The following is a 15,185-nucleotide window of genomic DNA, read 5'->3' on the forward strand; positions in this document are numbered from 1 at the left end:
AGTTGTTTTAGATCACAGAAACGGGTACATATAGCCCGAAGATGTTCCATCTGCACGATTTTAAACTTTTACATTACAACCCAATAACACAGATATTATACCGGTGTAAGCGTTTTCCGTGCGGAATCAGGACTATTTGTCAATAATGTGTTAGCATTGATGTGAAATTATTGTGAAGTATTTTGCTTCCGGGGAAAACACGTGAATACACTGCAACTCTCTATCGTACACCGTCTGCCGCAGAGCTATCGCTGGCTGGCCGGTTTTGCAGGTTCAAGAGTTGAACCGATTCCGCAAAACGGCGCGCAGAGTGAAAACAGCCTTGTTGCTTTGAAATTGCTGAGTCCGGATGGCCAAAATGCATGGTCGGTCATGCATAAGCTTAGCCAGGCGCTCAGCGACATCGAAGTAGATAGCTCTATTGTTGAATGCGAAGGGGAACCGTGCCTGTTTGTTAATCGCCAGGACGAGTTTGCTGCAACCTGTCGCCTGAAAAATTTCGGCGTGGCGATTGCTGAACCTTTCTCTGGTAATAATCCATTCTGACCGTCAGCTTAGCGCCAGCAGCTGGCGGGTATACTCCTGTTGCGGAGCGGTAAAAACGCGCTCGCACTCCCCCTGCTCGATAACCTCTCCCTGCCGCAGTACCATGACTTGATGACACAGTGCCCGCACTACGCGTAAGTCGTGGCTGATAAAAATATAGGCCAACTGATGCTTTTGCTGTAACGCCTTCAGCAAGGCCAGAATTTGCGCCTGTACGGTCTTATCCAGCGACGAGGTCGGTTCATCCAGCACGATGAGCTGAGGCTTAACGACTAATGCCCTGGCGATAGCGATGCGCTGACGCTGACCACCGGAAAAGGCGGCTGGATAGCGATGACGAGATTGCGGGTCCAGTCCTACCTCCTGCATCGCCTGTATCACCGCCTGCTCCCTCTCGGCAGGGGTGAGCGTCGGCTGATGCACGCGCAACCCTTCTTCAATGATTTGCAGGACATTGAGCCGTGGATTCAGCGATGAGTTAGGGTCCTGAAAAACAACCTGCATACGACGGCGTAGCGGCAGCATCTGACGACGATTGCGCCCCTGAAGTGCCTCACCATCAAAATTAATCGTTCCCTCAGAGTGAATCAGGCGCAGAAGCGCCAGCCCGGTGGTACTTTTACCAGAGCCAGATTCGCCGACCAGACCAAGGGTTTCTCCGGCGCGTAAATGAAAGCTGAGGGCGTTAACCACCCGATTATGATCGACGACCCGGCGCAGGAGCCCCTTACGTATAGGAAAAGCGATACTCAAGTTTTCTGCCCGCAGCAGCTCCGGCGCATCGGGAGCCAGCGGCACCGGATCGCCCGACGGCTCGCTATCCAGCAGGCGGCGAGTATAAGGATGCTCAGGCGCAGAGAATAGCGCCTGACAGCTATTTTGCTCGACGCAGCGGCCGTTTTGCATCACCGCCACGCGATCGGCGAGCTGACGCACGATACTCAGATTATGGGTGATAAATAGCAGCCCCATGTTGAGTTCTTGCTTGAGTTCGCGCAGCAGCGCGAGGATTTGCGCTTGAACCGACACATCCAGCGCGGTAGTGGGTTCATCGGCAATAAGCAACTCAGGGCGCGTCAGCAGCGCCATGGCTATCATCACCCGCTGGCGCTCGCCGCCGGAAAGCTGATGTGGATAATCGCCTAGTCGCCGCGACGCATTGCGGATCCCCACGCGATCAAGACAGTCGAGGATCTCCCCGCGCGCCGCCTCTTTACGCATACCACGGTGCAAAGAGAGCACTTCGTACAGCTGCTTTTCGAGGTTATGTAACGGGTTTAGCGAAACCATCGGCTCCTGAAAGATCATCGCGATGCGGTTACCGCGCACGCCGCGCAAGGTGTGTTCATCAGCGTGCAGCAGCGATTGGCCGTGAAAACGGATATCGCCGCTGGGATAGCTGACCGGCGGAGAGGGCAGCAGGCGTAGCACCGACAGCGCCGAAACGCTTTTGCCGGAACCGGATTCGCCCACCAGCGCCAGGGTTTCGCCCGCCGCGATTTGCAGCGACAGCTCGCTGACGACGGTGGTGGTTTCACCCTGCTGGCGGAAGGCGATGGAGAGGTTATCGATATCTAACAGAGGTTGCGTCATGCTACACCGCCTTGCTTGGGTCGAAGGCGTCGCGAACCGCTTCACCGATAAAAATCAACAACGTCAGCAGCACTGCCACCGACAGAAAAGCGGCGATGCCCAGCCACGGAGCCTGAAGGTTGTTTTTCCCCTGCAACAGCAGCTCGCCCAGCGACGGGGAGCCCAGCGGCAGACCGAAGCCGAGAAAGTCCAGCGAGGTCAGGGTGGTTATCGAACTACACAAAATAAACGGCAGGAAGGTGAGGGTGGCGACCATGGCATTAGGGAGCATATGGCGCAGAATAATCGCCCGATCGCTAACGCCGAGCGCCTGCGCGGCGCGAATATAGTCATAGTTGCGGGTGCGCAGGAATTCAGCGCGGACGACGCCCACCAGCGTCATCCAGCCGAACAGTACGGTAATCGCCAGCAGCCACCAGAAATTGGCCTGGACCACGCTTGAGAGCAGGATAATCAGAAATAGAGTTGGCATCCCTGACCACACTTCGATGAATCGCTGTCCCCAGAGGTCGACTTTTCCACCGTAATATCCCTGGATTGCGCCAGCCATTACCCCCAGCACGCTGGAGAAGAAGGTCAGCAATAGACCGAAGAGAATAGAAATTCGCGTCCCATAGAGGATTCGCGCCAGCACATCACCGCCGTTAGCATCGGTGCCCAGCCAGTTCAGCTTTGACGGCGGAGACGGAAAGGGGCTGTCGCTGGCGAAGTTAATGGTCGTCGCACCAAAACGTACCGGCGCCCACAGGGCCCAGCCGTTATCGTCCAGCTGCTTTTGCAGCCACGGATCCTGATAGTCGGCGGCGGTAGCAAAGCTGCCGCCGAAGGTGGTCTCGCTGTAGTTTTTTAATAGTGGAACGTAGAGGCTGCCGCGGTACTGCACCAGCAGAGGTTTATCGTTGGCGATAAGCTCGGCGCACAGACTACAGGCGAAAAGCACCAAAAAGATCCACAGGGACCAGTAGCCGCGACGGTTGTGGCGAAAGCGCGCCCAGCGGGCCTGATTGACGGGACTAAAAAAAGACATTAGCGGCCCTCAAAATCGATACGCGGATCGACCAGCGTATAGCTGATATCGCTGATGATATTCAGCAGCAGGCCAATCAGGGTAAAAATATACAGCGTGCCGAACATCACCGGGTAATCGCGGGAAACGGTGGCTTCATAGCCCAGCAGCCCCAGTCCGTTTAGCGAGAACATCACCTCAATGAGCAGTGAGCCGGTAAAGAACATGCTGATAAAGGTGGCCGGAAAGCCAGCAATCACCAGCAGCATGGCGTTGCGAAAAATATGACCCCAGAGGATCTGCTTTTCACTCACTCCTTTGGCACGGGCAGTGACCACGTACTGCTTGCGGATCTCATCAAGAAAGCTGTTTTTGGTCAGCATGGTGAGGGCCGCGAAACCGCCGATCACCGTCGCCAGCACGGGGAGCGTAATGTGCCAGAGATAGTCGAGGATTTTTTGATACCACGGCAGGCTATCGAAGTTGGCGGAAACCAGCCCGCGTAGCGGGAAGAGATCGAAATAGCTCCCTCCGGCAAAGATAACGATCAGCAAAATCGCGAACAGGAATGCCGGGATCGCATAGCCGATAATAATCAGCGTGCTGCTCCAGACGTCAAAATGGCTGCCGTTGCTGACTGCTTTGCGGATCCCCAATGGAATCGACACCAGATAAATAATCAACGTGCTCCACAAACCGAGGGTGATGGAGACCGGCAGGCTGTCTTTAATCAGCTGTAGTACCGACGAGCTGCGGAACAGGCTATCGCCAAAATCAAAGCGTAGATAATCGCCGAGCATTTTAAAATAGCGCTCGTGCAGCGGTTTATCAAAGCCGTAGCGGTGGGTTATTTCAGCTATGACCTCCGGGTCGAGCCCGCGCCCGCCGCGATAGTGTCCGTCGCTAATGTTACTGACGCCGGTACGCGCATGGCTGGCGCTCATTCCGCTTTCTCCGGCCCCGGGCAAACTGCCGCGATCGCCAAACTCAATGGCTGCAATCGCCTGATCGACCGGGCCGCCGGGCGCGATTTGCACAATAAAAAAGTTAATGGTGATGATCGCCCATAGCGTTGGGATGATCAGCAGTAGTCGGCGGAGCAGATATGCACCCATCTTAATTCCTTAACGTCTGTCCGCGGGGAGCCTGGCGGCTTTGCGTGCGTCGTACCACCAGTTTTCAAAACCAGAAGAGTAGACCGCGCGGGTCTGCGGGAAAGAGAATTTATCCCAGTATGCGGTTCGGTCCTGCGCCATATACCACATCGGCAGCATGTAATAGTTCCACGTCAGCACGCGGTCGAGAGCCCGGCCCAGCGGCAGCAGCTTCTCCTTATTGCCCTGCCAGCGAATAATTTGGGCAATCAGCTGGTCGACGGCCGGGCTTTGTACACCGGAAGCGTTGTAGCTGGAGTCAATATATTCAGAGTCCCAGGAGATTTGCAGGTCAGTACCGGGCCAGGGCGTGGCGCGCCAGACGTTGGGCATCATGTCGTAATCGCGGCTGCGCTTGCGGTTGCTGTACTGGGAGTTGTCGACCTGGCGAATATCCATCGCAATCCCGAGCCGCTGAAGGTTGTGCTGAAAGGGCAGAACCCAGCGATCGCTGCTCCCGGAAGGAAGTAGCAGCTCAAAGCGTAACGGTTTGCCGCTTTTCGCGTTAACCCGCCGCTGGTTTTTCACCACCCATCCCGCCTGGTTAAGGATGGCATCTGCTTTGAGCAGGTTTGCGCGCTCGAAACCGTCGCCGCTGGAGACCGGGGGCAGGTAGATCTGCGTGAAAACTTCGGCTGGGATCTCTTTTTTCAGCGGCGTCAGCAGAGCAAGCTCTTCGGCATCTGGATAATCACGCGCTGCGTATTCGGTATTCTGAAAAAAGCTATTGGCGCGGCTGTAAGAGTTATAAAACAGCGCCTTATTCATCCATTCAAAATCAAACGCGAGAGTTATGGCTTCGCGTACCCGCCGGTCGGTAAATACCGGGCGCTGGATGTTGAAAGCCAGCCACTGGGTATTCTGCGCCGAGGTGTTGGTATATTCATCTTTGACGATGTAGCCATGGGTAAAATTGCGCCCCACATAGCGGGTGGCCCAGTTCTTGGCGATATTCTCTTCGCGTCGGTCAACGGCTCCGGCTTTGAAGGCTTCAAAGGCGACGTTGTCATCCAGATAGTAATCGTAGCGCAAGGTGTCGAAATTCCAGCGCCCGCGATTAACCGGTAAATCAGCGGCCCAGTAGTCTTTTACTCGCGAGTAGGTAATGTACTGACCCATACGCCAGGCGGTTACGCGGTACGGACCGCTAGCTAACGGTGGTGAAGAGAGCGGGTCGCTGAGCTTATGGTTACGCCAGAATTTTTCCGGCATCACTGGCAGGGAGAACAGGCTGAGCATATTCTCTTTGCCCGGTTTTGCCAGCTCAATGCGAACGGTTAGCGGGGCGATCGCTTTAACGGTGGTGCCTTTATAATAGAGGCGAAATTGCGGCACCCCTTCGGTCATAAACTTTTGAAAAGTAAACGCGACATCGCTGGCGGTTATTGGGCTGCCGTCATGGTAGCGGGCGTGTGGATTGAGGGTTATCTCCATCCACGAAAATGCTTCGTCATAGCGAGCGCTTTCGGCAATCAGCGGATAGTAGCTGCCGGGTTCGTCATCAGAGGTAGTAAACAAGGAGTCATACAGCGTTTCGGTACGTATGCCCGGGTTGCCGCGCAGTGCGTAGCGATTGAAGTTATCAAAGGTGCCAATGGCCGCAAGGGTAATCGCACCGCCTTTCGGCGCGGCGGGGTTGGCATAATCGTAGTGGTCAAAGCCAGCGACGTATTTAGGCTCGCCGATAATGGCGAACGTATTGCTCTCTTTAATCGCTTGCGCCTGGCTCTGCAGGCTAAATAAGGTCAGCAGTATCAGGCTGATGCGTACAAACATAACCAGGATATCGTCCTCCAATGACAGGCCTGAGGTGGCCTGACCTCTGATAGCGAATGATAAAGGAGACTCAGCGGGTTGTGAAATATTTCGCGGGTTCATTGTAGGCGGCGACCAGCGCTTCCAGGGTCAGCGGTCGGCTTAACCAGTAACCCTGCAGATAGTTCACTCCGTGCTGGCATAGCCATTCGGCCTGTTCCTGCGTTTCCACACCTTCGGCGACCGTGGTGAGCTTCAGACGGCGGCTCAGCGAGATCACGGCATCCAGAACCGGTGATGTCACGGTTTCGGTGCCGATAGCTTGCACGAAGCCGCGGTCAATCTTCAGATAGTCGAAGTTATAGCGCTCCAGATAGATAAGCGCACTATGCCCGGTGCCAAAATCATCAATCGCAATTTCAAAGCCTTGCTCATGTAGCCAATCGAAATTCTCCAACGATCGGCTTTTATCGATCATCGCGCGCTCGGTAATCTCCAGCACCACGCTAAAATGGCCAGAAGGCATAGTTGTCGCGAAATGTTGAAGATCCTGCTGAAAACTGTCGGCATGCAGGTGGGCGGGTGAAATATTTATCCCAAGCTTGCTACCGGCGGGCAGAAGGCTTTGCAGAGTCACCGCATCATGGGCTATCAGTTTTAACAGATGGCGGGTGAGAGGGATAATCATCTGCTGGGCTTCAGCCAGGGTGATAAACACGTCGGGAGGGATCTCCCCGGCGGTCGGGTGCCGCCAGCGCATCAGTACCTCAATACCGCTAATTTGCAGCGTGTCGGATTTCACTACCGGTTGGTAAACCACGTAAAACTGATCGTTTTTGATCGCCAACAGCAGTTCTTTGCGCGGGTCAGATTTGATAGTCAGGACGTAATAGCTCAAAAACCCTGCCAGCAGGCCGCATACCACGCCAAGCAGCAGGGCAAATTGGGTATTTTCTGCCAGCCAGCTGTTGGCGTAGAGATAAACTTTGAGCGGCAAACCGTCAATTTGCACCTGGCGGATTGGTGGCGAGAGTAGCGTTTGCGGGTCGATAAGTTTATTGCTGAAGGTGGAGATGGCAGTGTGGTTAATGGCCAGGGCAAGGCCGCTGAAATCGTTCTGCCGGGCAGAGTAGAGAATATAGGGCGTCAGGTTGGCATTAATCGAGACAAAAACACCGTCTTCTCCACCGTGCGGGCTGCGGACCCACATCGCCAGCGCGGCGCTTTGCGGCATCATGGGCGTCCCGGGGAGAATGGCCATATCGACCGCTTTAGAGATATCGAGCTGGGGGATGAGCTGGGTTAAAGGCGTATTCATTGCCCCGGTGGCGGAAGAACAAAACGCGAAACCATTTTTAACCAGCAGGAGCGCACGCACGTTTGGGCTGAATGCAGCATGGGCGGTTAATCCAGAATCGACATTTTCACAGGGCTGATCGACTAGTGGTTGCAGGCCATCAATGGTCTGATTTAAATCGTGGAAGTAGCTCTTTAGATACGCATGAACATTATCAATGATGACGTCGAAACGCTCTGCCCGATTGTGATAAATCACCATAAACTGAATGCTACCGGCCAGCAGGGCGACGGCGATTCCGATACATAAGCTGGTTAGCCAGATTTTACGCCGAGGAGAGAAGTGACGGGTAGGCATAGGCTATATCAGTCCGTGTTATTGATTTGCGCCAGGGGGTCATAGAAGTCGTTTTTTTCCATCCCCACTTAAAGACATAGCTTATATTGCCAGGTTCATTCGCTGACGAGCAAAAAAAAACACTGCCTCGGCAGTGTTTTCCTTTTTCTGGCATTGGCCAAGGGATAACCAATATCAGAAGAGTTTACGAGCGGCTCAGAACTCGTCGCGCTTCGTTATAGCGCTTTTTCCAGTACGGCTCATCCATGCTTGAAATCGTCACACCGCTGCTGGTGGATGCATGAACAAACTGGTTGTTGCCGATATAGATGCCAACATGTCGACCTGTAGAACCTGCACGGAACAGAACTAAATCACCAGTACGCAGTTGAGAACGCGTAATGGATTTACCTGAATCCTGCTGCTCAGAAGTTGAGCGCGGCAGTTCCAGACCAAACTGTTCACGGAAAGTACGTTGCACAAAGGCAGAACAATCAATGCCTTTACGAGTGCTGCCGCCGAGGCGGTAACGCACACCCTTCCAGCTGGCATATTGATCCATCAAACGGGACTTAACGTCCAGATTGCGAACCATTGTTTCAAATTCATCCTGAGAGGCTTGCAGTGATGATAAATCGCCACTACCCACAGCAAGCGTCTCAGAATGCATATTTCTGGCGGTACTATTTGAACTACACGCGGAAAGCAGAACCGCAACTGCAATCGCGGGGGCGACCCGCAAGATATATCTCAAAATCGGCTGAGATTTGACCATGCTGTGTGTTATCCCTTGTTGTCCTTAACGACAATGTCGTTATAAAAAATGCCAAACGTGTTAGAGCCTAATTACCTGGTCGCAATGAGACAATTCCGTAAGCATAAAATTGTGGCCTAACGCACAAATTTATTCATTCTCTGAATTGATGTCGCTGGAAAGGCAAAACGAGATCGAGATTACCCGATCAAACAAGGGATGGCGAGCGGTTTTGCGCAATTTCTTATAAGTATTTTTGCGACAAAAAGTGAATCATCGGGAAAGGGTAAAATAGCGTCAATTGTGGGTAAAAAATATGCAATCCACTCATTTCTATAATGATTAATGTGACGGGAAGATGATGGAGGGATGAGAAAAAATGAGCTGAGAGAAAAGGGACCCAGAACGATCCCTTATGAATGATATTAATCATTTGTAAGGCGGAGTTTAATTTTTTGTTTTTCCGCTGGGTAGATAACGTTCAAATAAAGATATCACTTTATCACTCAGTGGGGTCATCAACACCCAGGGCGCGCCAATCAATACGGCAGTTAATGAACCGACGGCAATATCGGTAAACCAGTGAGCGCCAATCATTACGCGCGGGAACGCGAAGACCACAAATATGACCAGCGCAATAGTCAACGCGCGATGACCAAAATAGCGCCACATAAAGGCGGCAAAAATCAGCAGCATCATGCCGTGATCGCCCGGGAAGCTATCCTTAGAGGCATCTTTAGTGGGAAATGAGATCACATCACTCACTTTAGTAATGTCGGTGAAAGAGAGCGAGGGGCTGGCGCGTTTGACCGGCATCAGATGCTGAGCCAACTGATTGATGACGACGGCGGCGAGCAGCATTACCAGGCCGATGATAATCACCCGGCGGCGTCCGGCGCTCTGTTCTTTAAACCAGAAGCTCAGCATCAGGCTGCCCATTGCCAGCAGCGAGCAGGCGTCGAATGCGCGGTTGTTGATAATTGCCAGCAGCCAGGTGTAAGCAGGGCTCACTCCAACCAGGTGGTTAAAAAAATAGAAGATAGCGGAATCCAGCGGATTCCAGAAACCATGGTTAACAGGAAAGTACCACGAGCAAAATAGCGCTATACCCGCCGCGTTCAGCAGCAGGATAAGGGGAATTCGATTTTTAATCATAATTATCGCGTGTTGTGTAAAACGACGGCAACCATAGCCGCCTTAACTTAAACGAAGCTTCAACAAGGAGGCCTGTAGCGCGTTCCAGTCGGTATCGGAATCAGCGATCAGCTCAATGCGGCTATCCGGCGGCGCAACGTTCTGCGTCTCAATATGCAGGTCAAGCTGCTGGCGATTGATACGCACCAGTCCTTCGGCAATACGCATCACGCCTTTAACGCGCCCGACCGGCGCCAGTCGCGCCCATTCGAGCAGGCCAACGGTGTCAAAAATGGTCTCGGCGTCAAAAATCCAGCCGCAGGCCTGATAGCCCTGACCGCTATTAAGACTGCGGCGCCAGCGCTGGTGGGTAGGGAGATTAAGCGCCGCCAGACCTGGTTTTTGCCCGTGGCTATGCGCGTGTTCAGCGCTTTCAGGTAGCGGCGTGACGTTGCGGCGCGGCAAATCAAGCCATACCGGGTCAATATTGCCCTGGGTGGCGCTGACGTGCTGACGCTCTCCGGCATAGGTCTGCCACCATGTTGCAAAGGCCAGTTGGCTTTCGCTGGTCGTGCGGTCCGCTTTATTGGTGATGACAATATCGGCGGCGGCTAACTGGTCGCGAAAGTTTTCGTTGGTCACCACCTTTTCGTCGAGCAACTGACGCGGGTCCAGCACGCATAGCGTCGCACGCAGGTCGATCCACGGCTCGTATACGGTGGCGGTCAGAATATCGAGGATCTGTTTGGGATGGCCAAGACCGGTTGGCTCTATTAACAAGCGGTCAGGTTTTCCCTGGCGCAGCAGCGTATTGAGCCCAACCTGCATTGGCAGGCCGTTGACGCAGCACATGCAGCCGCCGGGGATTTCTTTAAGCAGGGCTCCGCTCTCGGCCAGCAGTGCGCCGTCGATGCCCACTTCGCCAAATTCGTTGACCAGCACGGCCCATTTTTCATCCGCGGGCTTATGGGCCAGCAGATGCAAAATCGAGGTCGTTTTGCCACTGCCGAGAAATCCCGTGATCAAGTTAGTTTTGGTCACCTTTTCTCCAGGATAAATGTAATGTTGTAACAGTTGAGACTATCCTGACGAAAAAAAAGTGAAAAGAGAAGTCTTACCGCGGACAGAAAGGTTCTCTGTCCGCTTAAAGGCAGAAATTGTTAAGAATTCAGTGCGGCGCTAATCGCCTGGCGAGTGCCAGCGGTCATTAGCTGATGCCATGCGGCGGTGACGTTGGCGACGAACTGCGGATTTTGCGAAAGGTCGCAGCCAAAAATTTCTTCCAGGGAGAGTAGGGCGCTAACGCGCTGTTGTTCATTGCTGGCGGATACAATATTTCCAATTTTATCCGCCAGCGGGTCGCGGATATCAATCTTATTTCCAGCATCGTCAATGCCACTGACATAGCGCATCCAGCCCGCCACACCCAGCGCCAGCAGCGGCCACTGGCTGTCGCGAGCAAGGTGGATACGGATACCGTCAAGCATACGCTGCGGCAGCTTCTGGCTACCGTCCATAGCAATTTGCCAGGTGCGATGCTTCAGCGAGGGGTTGCTGAAACGCTCGATGAGGCTGTCAGCATAGGCCGTCAGGTCGACACCGGTGATTGAGAGTGTTGGTGCCTGTTCATCAAGCATCAAACGGTAAGCGGCGCTGCGGAAAACCGGGTCCTGCATACAGTCGCTGACATGTTCGTGGCCCGCCAGATAGCCCAGCCAGGCGAGAAACGAATGGCTGCCGTTGAGCATCCGCAGCTTCATCTGTTCCCACGGCAGTACATCATCCGTCATCTGTACGCCAGCCGCTTCCCAGTCCGGGCGACCGGCAACAAAGTTATCTTCGACAACCCATTGAATAAACGGCTCGCAGCTAATCGCGCAGGGGTCTTCCACTCCCAGCACGGCGCTAATCTCCGCCAGCGACTCATCGGTGGCGGCTGGCACAATGCGGTCCACCATCGTGCCGGGAAAGCTGACGTGTTCAGCAATCCACTGCGCCAGCTCCGAATCGCGTTTTTCAGCCATTCCCAGCACGGCGTTTTTCACCACATGCCCATTGTTGGGAATATTATCGCAGGAGAGAACGGTAAACGGCGCCAGTCCACGTTGGCGGCGGCGCGCCAGCGTTTCGACCAGAATACCGGGTACCGATTGCGGCTGCGTAGGGTTTTCCAGGTCATGAATAATGCGTGGCTGCGTCATGTCCAGCAGGCCGCTGGCAGGGTCAATGCAGTAGCCTTTCTCGGTAATGGTTAGAGAAACAATGGCGACCTGCGGTTCGCAAAATTTCTCAATAATGGCAGCCAGCGAATCAAGTTTGGCGTTCAGACATTCATGCACTGCGCCGACAACGATCGGCTGATTACCCTCGGCCCCTTTCTCCAGCACGGTAAACAGATGATCTTGTTGGCGAAGCTGGCTCATAAGCCGATCGCCGCTGAACAGGCTAATCTCGCAAATTCCCCAGTCCCCACCGCTGGCGTTGAGCACCCTGTCGGTGAGTAGGGCCTGGTGCGCGCGATGAAACGCGCCGAAACCGAAATGCACAATACGCGAACGCAGTTGGTTGCGATCGTACTGAGGGAGCTGCACGCCTTCCGGCAGCGTAGCTGTAGCAATGGTAGTCATTATTCATACACCTGATTAACTGACGATTAACATTCATTAGTGTAAAGTTATATGACAACAAATTAAATTGGTGAGCCGAATTTATCCACTTTGTGTGAACTTGATCAATCAGCCAAGCGGTCTATCTCGTCAGGCTTGAGAGCGATGACCATAGCGTAGCAGTAAATAACACATTATTGGTATAATAACTTTGGCGAGGAGCGCGACGGTTGTAACCTTGAGTTGGTATGAACCAAATGACCTGCGATACCAGATAAGGATAAGGTACGAACAAAAAAGGACAGCCTGGCGCTGTCCTCTGTGTTTCATTTTGGCAGAAAAAGCAGGACTTAGTCCGCGCGGCCCATATAGCGGCTCTCTTCGATATGGATACGAATGCGCTCGCCTGCGCTCAGGTATTCAGGAACCTGAACCACCAGGCCGGTGCTCAGGGTCGCCGGTTTGTTACGGGCGCTTGCGGATGCACCTTTGATGCCCGGCGCCGTTTCGACGATTTCCAGGTCAACGGTCTGCGGTAGTTCAAGGGCCAGCAGCTGACCGTCCCAGGTCAGAACCTGCATGTCCGGCATCCCGCCTTCAGGAATAAACAGCAGTTCTTCTTCAATCTGCTCTTTAGTAAAGATATACGGGGTGTAGTCTTCTTTATCCATAAAGACGTATTCGTTGCCATCAATATAGGAGAAGTCAACGAAACGACGGGTCAGGGTCACGGTATCGACGATATCATCGCCTTTAAAGCGCTCTTCCACTTTCAGGCCGGTACGTACGTCAGAGAAACGCATTTTGTACAGCGTTGCGGCGCCACGGGCGCTGGGTGACTGAATATCAATGTTTTTAACAATCAGCAGTTTGCCGTTGTAATTCAGCACCATACCTTTTTTAATTTCATTCGCTCTTGGCATTGCGGTAATCCTGTCACATAAAGGGTCAAAAATATCGCGTAAAACTACTCGCGCCGGGCCTTTCAGGCAAGTGGAATTCGTGTGTTTTGCTATCTTCAGGTAAAACGTTTAGTCTGGGCCGCCAAAAGCGTTATCAGAAGAGTCGATTATGGAATGCCGCCCTGACTGCGGAGCTTGCTGTGTCGCTCCTTCTATCTCCAGCCCCATCCCGGGAATGCCGCACGGTAAACCGGCAAACACCCGTTGTATACAGCTCTCGGAAAACAACCTGTGCAACATTTTTGGTTCACCGCTAAGGCCTAAAGTGTGCGGCAGCCTGAAGCCTGAAGTGGAGATGTGCGCGGCGAATCGCGATGACGCGATGACCTGGCTTCTTCATCTTGAACAGAGCACGTCTTGAAGCCATGAACTGCTTTTCGGGATCTCAATATAATAAATCAGCAAAATTATTATCCGGATCCATCTCCCGCGCGAGGGCGATCAGTTTTTGCTTATTACCAAGAGCGTAGCCGGATTTTTGTTTAACCAGCAGGCCTTCCTGGCAGAATTGTGCGATCACATATAATAAATGACGATACGACACGCCCATATATTCCGCCGCCGGGGTATGTTTTTCGTGATAAATATCACAATGCTGAGTTAATAAAATAAATGCTGCCAGACGATTCACCAGCGGAAAAGATTGATTTTGGGTGAGCGAAACGATGTTACGATAGTTTTTTTGGCTTAACGCGATACAGAGATTACGCAGGAAAATGACGTCGTTCAGCAACAACGGGCGGAATGAAGCAATGGGCAGCGCCAGGCACCAGCACTCTTCGATGGCCTGAACGCCACGCGGATCGTGATGTTTATCAATGAGTTCTATCTCGCCGATAAAGCAGGGCGCGCCAAAGAAGTCGATCAGCGAGACCCGACCATTAGCTGATGTGGTGTAAAGCTTAGCCCGGCCGCGTGCGAGGTAAAAAAGGTGCGCAGGTTGAGCCCCCTCTTTGACAATATAATCCCCTGCCACAACGTGGAACAATCGTGTATCCCGCACAACATCGACGGAAAACTTTCCCAGGTACCCCGAGTCGCTTATCAATTGCTGCTTGAGATTTTCATTTTGGATTTCTTTCACGGTCGCTTCCCGGTATGAGATTTCTCATATTCAGTATCAGTTTTCGCCTGGTATGCTGCAAACGTTAATCCGATACCAGTTTAATCCTGCTGTAATAACATAAAAATGGCGTAAAAGCGAAAAGAGGAAATAAAAATGGAAAAAAGAAAAATTATACTCGACTGCGATCCAGGTCACGATGATGCTATTGCGATAATGGTGATGCCTCTAATTAGTTGAATCTGATGTATAATGCGGGCTTTTGAGGTTCTTTCATGGCCAGCGTTAACATTCATTGTCCTCGTTGTCAGTCTGCACAGGTCTACCGCCATGGTCAGAACCCTAAAGGCCATGACAGATTTCGCTGCCGTGACTGCCACCGCGTTTTTCAGCTCACTTACACTTATGAGGCCCGTAAGCCGGGCATTAAAGAGCTGATCACTGAAATGGCCTTCAATGGCGCCGGGGTTCGCGATACCGCCAGAACACTGAAAATTGGCATTAACACCGTCATCCGGACTTTAAAAAACTCACGCCAAAGCGAATAACGTCTTCGCCCGTTGCTCATGCTGATGTGGCGCTTATCTGCGAACTTGATGAGCAATGGAGTTTCGTTGGCAGTAAAGCCCGGCAACACTGGCTCTGGTACGCGTATAACACCAAAACAGGGGGTGTACTGGCCTACACTTTTGGTCCCCGTACCGATGAAACCTGCCGGGAACTACTGGCACTGCTTACGCCATTCAACATCGGCATGATCACCAGCGACGACTGGGGCAGCTATGGCCGGGAGGTGCCGAAGGATAAGCATCTGACCGGAAAAATATTCACCCAACGGATTGAGCGCAATAACCTGACGCTGCGCACCCGCATTAAGCGCTTGGCTCGTAAAACAATCTGCTTCTCGCGTTCAGTAGAGATCCACGAAAAAGTCATCGGGACGTTTATTGAAAAACACATGTTCTACTAATTGGAAGCA

14 protein-coding genes and 1 pseudogene are annotated in these 15,185 nt (G+C 52.8%); 4 read left to right on the forward strand and 11 right to left on the reverse strand.

The window, feature by feature from the left end:
• The first annotated feature begins 201 nt into the window (after window positions 1–201).
• Window positions 202–546 (forward strand): YejG family protein, encoded by a 345-nt coding sequence (locus ACMYSL_RS09265; RefSeq protein WP_182240018.1) that lies wholly within the window; start codon window positions 202–204, stop codon window positions 544–546.
• Between the two features lie 3 nt (window positions 547–549).
• Here the strand turns inward: ACMYSL_RS09265 and yejF are convergent, their stop codons facing one another.
• The 10 genes from yejF to yeiP form a co-directional block, all read right to left on the reverse strand.
• A complete protein-coding gene (gene yejF, locus ACMYSL_RS09270) occupies window positions 550–2,139 on the reverse strand; it encodes a microcin C ABC transporter ATP-binding protein YejF (protein WP_434662328.1) in 1,590 nt (529 codons plus the stop codon).
• Window position 2,140: 1 nt separating this feature from the next.
• Window positions 2,141–3,166: a microcin C ABC transporter permease gene (locus ACMYSL_RS09275; RefSeq protein WP_434662331.1), complete on the reverse strand. Its 1,026-nt coding sequence runs from the start codon at window positions 3,164–3,166 to the stop codon at window positions 2,141–2,143.
• Window positions 3,166–4,260, reverse strand: a complete 1,095-nt coding sequence (locus tag ACMYSL_RS09280) for a microcin C ABC transporter permease YejB (protein ID WP_112213053.1) — start codon at window positions 4,258–4,260, stop codon at window positions 3,166–3,168. Before ACMYSL_RS09280 ends, ACMYSL_RS09275 begins: the two co-directional genes overlap by 1 nt.
• 9 nt (window positions 4,261–4,269) lie before the next feature.
• Entirely contained in the window at window positions 4,270–6,075 is a 1,806-nt protein-coding gene (locus ACMYSL_RS09285) for an extracellular solute-binding protein (protein ID WP_434662334.1), read from the reverse strand.
• Between the two features lie 70 nt (window positions 6,076–6,145).
• Window positions 6,146–7,708, reverse strand: a complete 1,563-nt coding sequence (locus ACMYSL_RS09290; RefSeq protein ID WP_434662336.1) for a cyclic di-GMP phosphodiesterase — start codon at window positions 7,706–7,708, stop codon at window positions 6,146–6,148.
• A gap of 184 nt (window positions 7,709–7,892) precedes the next feature.
• Window positions 7,893–8,462: a bifunctional murein DD-endopeptidase/murein LD-carboxypeptidase gene (gene mepS, locus ACMYSL_RS09295; protein WP_110272352.1), complete on the reverse strand. Its 570-nt coding sequence runs from the start codon at window positions 8,460–8,462 to the stop codon at window positions 7,893–7,895.
• Between the two features lie 426 nt (window positions 8,463–8,888).
• On the reverse strand, window positions 8,889–9,602 hold the full coding sequence (locus tag ACMYSL_RS09300) for a phosphatase PAP2 family protein (RefSeq protein WP_434663989.1): 714 nt from the start codon (window positions 9,600–9,602) through the stop codon (window positions 8,889–8,891).
• Between the two features lie 36 nt (window positions 9,603–9,638).
• Window positions 9,639–10,616 (reverse strand): CobW family GTP-binding protein, encoded by a 978-nt coding sequence (locus ACMYSL_RS09305; protein ID WP_434662338.1) that lies wholly within the window; start codon window positions 10,614–10,616, stop codon window positions 9,639–9,641.
• Window positions 10,617–10,735: 119 nt separating this feature from the next.
• Window positions 10,736–12,202: a mannitol dehydrogenase family protein gene (locus ACMYSL_RS09310; protein ID WP_434662341.1), complete on the reverse strand. Its 1,467-nt coding sequence runs from the start codon at window positions 12,200–12,202 to the stop codon at window positions 10,736–10,738.
• Window positions 12,203–12,531: 329 nt separating this feature from the next.
• A complete protein-coding gene (gene yeiP / locus ACMYSL_RS09315; RefSeq protein ID WP_112213059.1) occupies window positions 12,532–13,104 on the reverse strand; it encodes an elongation factor P-like protein YeiP in 573 nt (190 codons plus the stop codon).
• Between the two features lie 148 nt (window positions 13,105–13,252).
• Between yeiP and ACMYSL_RS09320 the strand changes: the two genes are divergently transcribed.
• Window positions 13,253–13,504 carry a YkgJ family cysteine cluster protein gene (locus ACMYSL_RS09320; RefSeq protein ID WP_304260653.1) on the forward strand — a complete coding sequence of 84 codons (252 nt, stop codon included), beginning with the start codon at window positions 13,253–13,255 and terminating at the stop codon, window positions 13,502–13,504.
• Window positions 13,505–13,528: 24 nt separating this feature from the next.
• Here ACMYSL_RS09320 and ACMYSL_RS09325 read toward each other — a convergent pair whose 3' ends face one another.
• Window positions 13,529–14,227: a transcriptional regulator YeiL gene (locus ACMYSL_RS09325; protein WP_434662343.1), complete on the reverse strand. Its 699-nt coding sequence runs from the start codon at window positions 14,225–14,227 to the stop codon at window positions 13,529–13,531.
• Between the two features lie 135 nt (window positions 14,228–14,362).
• On the opposite strand from ACMYSL_RS09325, the pseudogene ACMYSL_RS09330 reads away from it, so the two are divergent.
• Both ACMYSL_RS09330 and ACMYSL_RS09335 read left to right on the forward strand, forming a co-directional pair.
• Window positions 14,363–14,428, forward strand: a pseudogene (locus tag ACMYSL_RS09330) (hypothetical protein); the annotation flags it as partial.
• Between the two features lie 53 nt (window positions 14,429–14,481).
• Window positions 14,482–15,176, forward strand: a protein-coding gene (locus ACMYSL_RS09335) for an IS1-like element IS1N family transposase (RefSeq protein WP_087786203.1) whose coding sequence is annotated in 2 segments (ribosomal slippage) — window positions 14,482–14,728 and window positions 14,728–15,176 — 696 coding nt in all. Because the reading frame shifts where the segments join, the coding sequence is not laid out codon by codon here.
• Window positions 15,177–15,185 lie beyond the last annotated feature (9 nt).

It is taken from the genome of Klebsiella sp. MISC125 (assembly GCF_051131775.1).
Classification (GTDB): Bacteria; Pseudomonadota; Gammaproteobacteria; order Enterobacterales; family Enterobacteriaceae; genus Klebsiella.